General features: G+C 67.0%; 7 protein-coding genes and 1 pseudogene. 3 read left to right on the forward strand and 5 right to left on the reverse strand.

What is annotated here, in order from left to right; genetic code table 11:
* On the forward strand, positions 1–1,025 hold a 1,025-nt coding region (locus tag V6M87_RS26845; protein WP_332879740.1), incomplete at its 5' end, for a response regulator.
* A gap of 1 nt (position 1,026) precedes the next feature.
* Positions 1,027–3,318: an EAL domain-containing response regulator gene (locus V6M87_RS26850; protein ID WP_332879741.1), complete on the forward strand. Its 2,292-nt coding sequence runs from the start codon at positions 1,027–1,029 to the stop codon at positions 3,316–3,318.
* A gap of 26 nt (positions 3,319–3,344) precedes the next feature.
* Here the strand turns inward: V6M87_RS26850 and V6M87_RS26855 are convergent, their stop codons facing one another.
* Complete coding sequence (locus V6M87_RS26855) at positions 3,345–3,848, reverse strand: TlpA disulfide reductase family protein (protein ID WP_332879742.1); 504 nt, start codon at positions 3,846–3,848, stop codon at positions 3,345–3,347.
* Positions 3,849–4,025: 177 nt separating this feature from the next.
* On the reverse strand, positions 4,026–6,416 hold the full coding sequence (locus V6M87_RS26860; protein WP_442920647.1) for a penicillin acylase family protein: 2,391 nt from the start codon (positions 6,414–6,416) through the stop codon (positions 4,026–4,028).
* Between the two features lie 168 nt (positions 6,417–6,584).
* Here V6M87_RS26860 and V6M87_RS26865 point away from each other — a divergent pair, with 168 nt between their 5' ends.
* Positions 6,585–6,860 (forward strand): hypothetical protein, encoded by a 276-nt coding sequence (locus tag V6M87_RS26865; RefSeq protein ID WP_332879744.1) that lies wholly within the window; start codon positions 6,585–6,587, stop codon positions 6,858–6,860.
* 16 nt (positions 6,861–6,876) lie between these two features.
* On the opposite strand, the gene recR is transcribed toward V6M87_RS26865, so the two are convergent.
* The 3 genes and pseudogenes from recR to V6M87_RS26880 all read right to left on the reverse strand — a co-directional run.
* Positions 6,877–7,467 carry a recombination mediator RecR gene (gene recR, locus V6M87_RS26870; RefSeq protein WP_332879745.1) on the reverse strand — a complete coding sequence of 197 codons (591 nt, stop codon included), beginning with the start codon at positions 7,465–7,467 and terminating at the stop codon, positions 6,877–6,879.
* A gap of 6 nt (positions 7,468–7,473) precedes the next feature.
* Positions 7,474–7,800, reverse strand: a complete 327-nt coding sequence (locus tag V6M87_RS26875; RefSeq protein WP_332879746.1) for a YbaB/EbfC family nucleoid-associated protein — start codon at positions 7,798–7,800, stop codon at positions 7,474–7,476.
* A gap of 37 nt (positions 7,801–7,837) precedes the next feature.
* Positions 7,838–8,826 (reverse strand): annotated as a pseudogene (locus V6M87_RS26880) (DNA polymerase III subunit gamma/tau); the annotation flags it as partial.

Consider the following 8,826-nt stretch of genomic DNA (forward strand, 5'->3'; position numbering starts at 1 on the left):
CCGCCGACCTGTATGCCTGCCTGGCGGCCCGGCCGCGCGACGGCGCGCGGCCCGCGCTGGTGCCGCTTGCGGGCGCGCTGCCAGAACCGTGCGGCCTGCCCGCGCAGGCGCCGCCGCGCGTGGCCATGGCGCCTGCCGCCAAGGCGCGCGGCGACGCCCGCGCGCTTGAAGTCCATGCCGCGACCGATCCGGTGACCGGGACGCCGCTGCGGGTCTTGCTGGCGGAAGACAATCCCGTCAATGTCGAGGTCGCCAGAGCTATGTTGCATGGGCTCGGCCTGGCCGTGCACTGCGCCCGCCACGGCGCCGAAGCGCTGGCGGCACTGCGCGAACAAACCTTCGACGCGGTGCTGATGGATTGCCAGATGCCGGTGATGGACGGCTTTGCCGCGGCTGCTGCCGTGCGCGTGATGGAGCGTGAAACGGGCCGCGCCGCAGGGAGCGGGCGCGGCGCGCGCCATCTGCCGATCATTGCGATCACGGCGAATGCCTTGCAGGGCGACCGCGAAGCGTGCCTGGCCGCCGGCATGGATGATTACCTGTCGAAGCCGTTTTCGCAGCAGCAGCTGCATGCCGTCATCGGGCGCTGGATTGCGCTGCCGGCCATGATCGAGCAAGACGCGCCGGTGCCTGTGCCAGAGATTGCACCTGCAGCGGGCGGCGCCCGCTGCGCGGCCATCAATGAACGCGCCCTCGACGCAATTCGCGCGTTGAGCAGCGCGCGCGGGAATGCCCTGGTCAACAAGGTGGTCGGCACATGGGTGGACGACACGCCACGCTGCCTGCGGTCCCTGCGCGAGGCCATTGCCAGGCGCGATGCATCAGGCGTGCGCAAGGTTGCGCACAGTCTCAAATCGGCCAGCGCCAACGTCGGTGCCGACAGCTTTGCACGCCTGTGCCGACAACTCGAGCAACTCGGCCGCGACGACAGCACCAGCGCTGCGTGCGGCATTTTGAACGACATGGAGCAGGAATTCCAGGCGGTCCGCCATTCGCTGCATGCCCTCCTAGAAAAGGAAATTTGATATGGCAGCATCGCTTTCCAAACATCGCGCTGCGCGTGGCGTCGTGCTGGTGGCCGACGACGATCCCGTGATGCGCATGCTGATGCTCGAAATGCTCAGCCAGGTCGGGCTGGACGGGATCGAAGCCCACGACGGTGGCCAGGCGCTCGCGCTGGTGCAGGCGCGCGCGCCCGACATGGTGCTGCTCGACGTCGACATGCCGAGCATGGATGGATTTGCCGCCTGTCGCGCGATCCGCCAGTGCGAAGCGGGCGCCATGGTGCCAATCATCATGGTCACCGGCGGCGACGATATCGACGCAGTCACCAGTGCCTACGAAGCGGGCGCCACCGACTTCGTGTCGAAGCCGATCAACTGGCCGATCCTGGGCCACCGCGTGCTGTATGTGCTGCGCGCCAGCGACGCCATCGTGCGCCTGCGCATCGCCGACGCCCACAACCGCGCCGTGCTGGCCGCCATACCCGACACCTTTTTTCGCATGAACAAGGATGGCGTGTACCTCGACTATGCGCCCGGCCACGAGCGCACACTCCAGCAGCGCCGCGGCCTGGGCAGCGCCGCCGCCCCGCGCGAGGCGTTGGCAACGCCCGCGCGGCGCGCGCGCGGCCACCACGCCGGCAGCGCGCCGCTCGCTCGCGCCGATTGCGTGGGCCGGCATATCGCCGATGTGCTGCCGCAAGATATCGCCACGCGCATGCTGGAGCAGATGGACGCTGTGCTCGACACCCAGAACGTGCGCTCGGTCGAATACGCGCTGCAGCGCGGCGGCCAATCCGAACACTTCGAAGCGCGCCTGGTTGCCACCGGCCCTGATGAAGTGCTGGGGCTGGTACGCGACATCAGCGAACGCAAACGCACGGAAGAACAGATCCGCCGTCTGGCCTATTGCGACAGCCTGACTGGCATCCCGAATCGACAGGCCTTTCTGGAAACGCTGGAGCGCGAACTGCACCGCTCGAAAGTGGGCAACAAGAAATTCGCCGTGCTGTTCATGGATCTCGACGCCTTCAAGCGCATCAACGACACGCTCGGCCACGATGTCGGCGACCGCCTGCTGCAAATCGTTTCGGAGCGCCTGCGCGAAACCACGCGCCCGAGCGACCTGGTCTCGCGCGGGGACCAGCCTTACGGCGACGAAGGCGGCGCGACGCCTGCCTGGCAAGCTGCCCAGGGCCACCCGCCTGCGCTTGCGGCCGAGGCGCACAACCTGGCGCGCCTGGGCGGCGACGAATTCACCATCCTGATCCCGGACCTGGAACGGGTTGAACATGCCCTGAACGTGGCGCACCGCGTCAAGGAAGCCATGCGCCGCCCGTTCCTGATCGACGGACACGAAATTTTTGTCACGGCAAGCATCGGCATCTCCCTGTTTCCGGAAGACGGCGACGATTGCAGCTCGCTGCTCAAATTCGCCGATACCGCGATGTACCACGCAAAAAACTGCGGCAAGAACAACGCCAAGCTCTACAGCTCATCGCTGACCATGAAGATCATGCGTCACGTGAAGCTGGAAGTGGGCCTGCGCAAAGCCATCCAGAACGACGAACTGTATTTGCTGTACCAACCGCAGGTAGACGCCAGCACGGCCGAAATCGTCGGCGTGGAAGCCCTGGTGCGCTGGCGCCACCCGGAACGCGGCATCATTTCACCGACCGAATTCATCCCCTTGGCCGAAGAAACCGGCCTGATCGTACCGATCGGCGAATGGGTCCTGCGTACCGCCTGCATGCAGGCCATGACCTGGCAACATCAAACCCGGCGCACCGTGCGCATGGCGGTCAATTTGTCGGCCAAGCAGTTCAAGGACGAAAACCTGTCGCAAATCGTGCTGTCGGCCTTGCACGAAACCGGGCTCGAGCCGCGCCTGCTCGAACTCGAACTGACCGAAGGCACACTGATGGACGACGCCAACGCCACCCTCGCCACGCTGGAACTGCTGCGCGGCATCGGCGTATTCCTGTCCATCGACGACTTCGGCACCGGCTACTCGTCGATGAATTATCTCAAGCGCTTCGACGTGCGCGCCCTGAAAATCGACCGCAGTTTCATCAGCGGCCTGCCCCAGGATACGGAGAATGCCGCCATCACCCGCGCCATCATCGCCATGGCGCATGGCCTGAAAATGATCGTCGTCGCCGAGGGCGTGGAAACCGGCGAACAACTGCTGCTGCTGCAGGAGTACGGCTGCGACCTGGTGCAGGGCTACCACCTGGGGCACCCGTCACCGCAGGATACGATTGCGCGCATGCTGGTCAAACTCGGACTGGCGCGGGCGGTAACGCCGACGCCTTGACGAGGCCCGGGACAAAACGCAGCCGATTAAAACCGCATCAGCGCGCCCGCTGCGGGCGCCGCCAGCGTGGCCTCGATGGTTTCGCGGCGCAGGCTGGCTGGGTTGCCCTGCCAGACGATGATGCCGTTGCGGTCCACCAGTACGGCATATGGCACGCTGCGCAGCCCAAGTTTTGCAAACAGCGCCCCACCGGGGTCGCAGCCCACCGGATATTCCAGCGGCACGCGGCGCGCAAACTCAGCCAGTTCAGCCGGCGGCTCGCGGGCCATGCCGATCACGCGCAGGCCGCGCGGCCTGTAATCGTGCTGCAGGCGATTGAGCAAGGGGACGCTTTCGCGGCACGGCGTGCACCATGGCGCCCAGAATTCGACCAGTACGACCGCGTTGGACTGGTCCGCTTGCAGCGCCAGTGGCGGCATGCGCTTGCCCAGCATTCTGCCGTTGACTGCGTTCTGCCACGCGGCATGCAGGGGCGCCGCCAGCAGCAAGGCCAGGCCAATTACAAGCAAACCGATTAATTTGGAGATCATTCGCGCGCTCCTGGCCAACCGTCGGAATCACCACTATCCCACTGGGATGCGGAGCGCACGCGAGGATCCGGGACAAACGCGACCTGGCGCAAACGCTCTGCAAATGATGCCTTGCCCAGTTCGCTGACACAGGAACTCAGCGCGCTGGCGCGCATCCAATCCAATCCAAAAGCAGCGTTACGGTTGCAGCGTCAGCGTGTGCTGCGCGGGCCCGGGCAACAGCGGCAACGGCCGGCCCTGCACCCAGTCGGCGTGGCCGGCCAAAAAATAGGGAGACAAGGGATGGCCGCTCTGCCCGCCCGGCATGTTGAACAAGCCCTGCTCTTCATGGCCAGGAGAAATCGTCATGCGCTCGGACTGGCCGAACCTGGGGCCGGCCACGCGCGGCATGTCGGCATCCCCGGGCAGCTGGTCCGCCGGCGCGGCCAGAAAGCGCTGCCCGAACGGCAAGGCAGCCGCCAGCGGGTGGGCAATGGTCGCCGTGTTGCGCAGTCCCCAGGTGGCACTCGGCAAGCTGCGCCCTTCGTTGCTCATGCTCTCGATGACGCGGTCGAGCGCGGCCAGCTGCAGGGCGCGCCAGTCGGCGTAAGCCGGCGGCAGCCAGCCTGGCGGCTGGGCCTCCAGCAGGCGCGTCACCACCACCGGCCAGCGCGACGTTGCCGTGGCCATGCCGGCCTTCGCATCGAGCGCTTCCATTGCGCCGTTGGCGCCATCGAACAGCAAGGCGTACAGCGACGACTGAAAACCGCGCGCGATGCGGTACGCCACCGAGCCCGTGCTGGCGCGGCCATCCCAGGTCGACTCGAGCAAGCGGCGCAATTCGGTGCGGCGCGGATGGCCGGCCAGCGCCTGCGGGTCGAGCGCCTGCAAGGCCCGCAAGCGCCATGGCGCCACGTACAAGGCGCGGTCGTCCAGCGCCACGTCCTGCACCTGGCGCACAGCGGCCTGCGCTCCCAGCGCCAGCAGATTGTCATGCAACTGCTTCTGGCGCGCGCCCAGGTCGAAACCGCCGTCGCCCAGCAGCACGGCACGCGGGCCGTGCAACTGGCGGCTGTTCGACGTCACCAGTTGACCATTGGCCGGATTGACGATGCGCGGATAGCGCGCCGGCGGCAGCAGTGCCTGCCAGGTGCCGACCGCGCTGCCGGCGGCCATCGGCACACTGGTGTCGCCGCCCGTGCGCAGCGGCAGCATGCCGGCGATGGTCCAGCCAATATTTCCACGGCTGTCGCCCGCCACCAGGTTCTGGCCCGGGATGCCGTCGCCGGCCGCCACCGCCAGCGCAGCTTCCACGTCAGGCGCGCTTTCCATTTGCCAGTGGTGCATGTTCAGCGCGGCCGGGTCGTGCGCGATCCAGTGCACCGCGTACGGCACGCCGCCGATCTCGCGCACCGGGCCAAGCGACGTTTCGCGCACGTTCAGCACCACGTCGTCAGCGCCTTTTACGCGGATGCGTTCGGCGTGCAGCACCGGCTTCTCCCAGCCGGCCGGCGTGCGCACCTGCGCGCCGTGGCTGGCGTCCTGCCCCAGCGCCACCAGGTCGACCAGGTCGGCATAGCTGTTGGTAAAACCCCAGGCCAGCTCGCCATTGCTGCCGGCAATGATCATCGGCGGCGCGCCAGGCAATGTCACGCCCACCAGCTGGCGCGGGCGGCCCTGCGCATCGGGAAAGCGCAGAGCCAGCCGGTACCAGATATTCGGCAACTGGAGGCCCAGGTGCATGTCGTCCTCGACGATGGCGGCGCCGGTGCGGCTGCGGCTGCCGGACACGGCCCAGTTGTTGCTGCCAACCAGGTCCGGCATCGTCATGCTCAGGCGCGTCAGCTCGGTGCGCTGGCGGCCCCACCACAAGGGCGCATTCGGCGGTATCGGTGCCAGGGCGAACACACTTGGTTCGTCGGCATCGAGCGGCACGTCCCAAGCCGTGCTCTCGGGCAGCAGGAAAGCCTGCTGGGCCGGGTCGGTGTGATCCCGCACCCAACCACGGGAAATCTCACGCGGCAACTGGCGGCCCTGCAATTCGATGAACATGGCGTACACCACCAGCATGCTGTCAGCGCGTGACCACGGCCGCGGCGTGCTGGTAATGACGCCGTATTCGAACGGGCGCGCGCCGAGGGCATCCAGACCATGGTTGACGCCGTCGACGTAGCGGTCGAGGAAGGCCAGTTCGGCCGGCGTCATGCGAGAAAGGGCAAGCGCGGCGCGGGCGCGAAAGCGGTGCAGGCGGTTGGCGCGGTCGCTGGGCAAGGCGCGCTCACCGAACAGTTCGGCCAGCTCGCCGGCGGCGACGCGGCGCAGCAAATCCATCTGAAAAAAGCGCTCCTGGCCATGCACGAAGCCGGTGGCCCACGCCACATCGAGCCGGTTCGCACCCGAAACCAGCGGCACGCCGAGTGCATCGCGGGCGATGGTAACGGGGTGCGCCAGGGCTGCCACGCGGCGCGTGCCGTCCACCTGCGCCAGGCTGGCGCGCAGAAACAACCAGCCGGCCAGCAGGAGCAGAACCGCCAGCGCGATCAGGGCGCCCGCCCCGATGCCCGCGCGCTTTTTCCAGGTCATTGCCATGGTCGCCCTCATCTGAAGTTCAGCTTGCTATCTTGCCAGAAAGGACGGTGCCGGGTAAAGCCGCAGGGGCGCGCACGGTACGACGCGCGCGCTTGCATTACAGGGCGCCGATCACTATCCTGAACCACAAACAGACCTCACCAGAGGACGTCATCAGAGGAGAACACCATGCGCCGATTGATTCTGTGCGCCGCGCTCGCACTGGCCGGCTGTGCCACCCCGCAGGAACGCGCCGCGCGCGCGCAGGCCGACATGGAACGCGACATGACTTTATATGGGCCGGCCTGCCTGCGCCTGGGCTATGCCTCCGCGTCGGACCAATGGCGCGCCTGCGTCCTGCAACTCGCTGCGAAGGAAGAGATTCGTTACAACAACAATGCCGGGCCATATTATGGTGGCTATGGGCGCTGGCGCGGTGGCGGCTTCTGGGGGCCTTACTGGTAGCCGCGGCAGGCCGGCACTATTCGCTACGCCGGTCGCGCATGGCGCGCGCGATGGTGCCGACGTCGACGTATTCGAGTTCGCCGCCAACCGGCACCCCGCGCGCGAGGCGGCTGACCGTCAAGCCACGCGCCTTGAGCATCTCGCTGATGTAGTGCGCGGTGGCTTCGCCTTCATTCGTAAAATTGGTGGCCATGACCACTTCCGTGACGACGCCGTCGGCGCCGCGCGCGATCAGCCGGTCCAGGTGCAAATCCTTGGGACCGATGCCGTCCAGCGGCGAGAGCCGCCCCATCAGTACAAAATACAGTCCCTTGTAGGTCAGGGTCTGCTCGATCATCATCTGGTCGGCCGGCGTTTCGACCACGCACAGCAGGGCACGGTCGCGCGTGTCATCGGTGCACAGGTCGCAGACTTCGGTTTCCGAGAAGGTGTTGCACAGCGCGCAGTGGTGTACATTGTCGACCGCCTGGTACAGCGCGCGCGAGAGCATGGTGGCGCCTTCGCGGTCGTGCTGCAGCAGGTGAAACGCCATGCGCTGCGCCGACTTCGGCCCGACGCCGGGCAGGCGCCTCAGCGCCTCAGTAAGAAAGTCGAGCGACTTGGCCACTAAATTTTAAAACGGCATCTTGAAGCCAGCCGGCAATTGCATGCCCGACGTCATACCCGCCATTTTTTCGGCCGACAAGGCTTCGGCTTTGCGCACGGCATCGTTGAACGCGGCGGCGACCAGGTCTTCCAGCATGTCCTTGTCGTCGGCCAGCAGCGACGGATCGATGGTGACGCGTTTTACATCGCTCTTGCAGGTCATGACGACCTTCACCAGGCCGGCGCCGGACTGGCCTTCGACTTCGATCAGCGCCAGTTGTTCCTGCGCCTTTTTCATATTGTCCTGCATGGCTTGCGCCTGTTTCATCAAGCCGGCGATCTGGTTTTTCATCATGGTTGTGCTCCTGGAAACGATTTATAAAATAGGGGGTTCAGCTTGCCGCAGCGGGCTTGATCGACCCTGGCACGACAAAGGCGTCGAAGGTGCGGATCATACCTTGCACGAAGGCGTCGCCGGCAACTGTCTGTTCAGCAGTGCGCAGGCATTCTTCGCGGTAGGCCTGGGCTTCGGCGCTGGCCGTGTACCAGACCGGCCCAATCTCCGTCTCCAGCATGATTTTCATGGCGGGAAAAAGTTCCTGCACGGCGGCACACAGTTTTTCGCTGTTGCCGCTGGCGCGCAGGGTGTCGATCGGCACCCGCAGGCGGAAGGTGGCGACATTACCCTGCGCCACGCATTCGATCAGTTCGGTCTGGAACGCCAGCTGCTGCGACACGCCGCGCAGCGGCAAGCCGGCAGCCAGCGCCGGCCAGTTGCCGTCCCAGCCAAGTTGCTCGACCGGCGTGATGACGTAGTCGTGCTTCGGCACTGCCGGCGCACGGGCCGGCGCTGCCACCGGCACCACGGCGGGCGCGGTGGCCACGTCGGGCGCATCCTGCGCCACGGCGGTGTCGTCGGAAAATTCGGTCACCCATGACGGCGGCTCGCTGGCGCTGTCATCGTAAGACGCCGATGGCGCACCCGGTATGACCGATGCTGCCGGCGCCGCGCTGGTTTGCCATGGCGGCGTGGCCGAGCTGCTGGCCGCTGGCGCTGCCCGCTCCGGCGCAGGGGCCGGGGCCGGCACCGCACGAGCCGGGGCCGGCGCCGCTTCCTGGGTTGCGGCCGACAGCTGCGCCGCGGCCTGGTTCGACTGCGCCGTCGAGCGTTTCTGCTGCGGTTGCTGGCCGCGGCTGGCCGACCGGGCGGCTTCCAGCGCCGCGTTGATCGCGGCCCGGGCCGAACTCATGGCCGGCGCCGGTCCGGCTGGCGCAGCCATCGGCGGCGGCGCGGGTGCTGCCATGCGTGGCGGCGGGGGCGGTGCCACTGCGGCATGGCTGGCCACCGCCGCCGCTGCCGCGCGCGCTGGCGGTGTGGCAG

It is taken from the genome of Massilia sp. S19_KUP03_FR1, assembly GCF_036688685.1.
Lineage (GTDB): Bacteria > Pseudomonadota > Gammaproteobacteria > Burkholderiales > Burkholderiaceae_D > JALYUM01.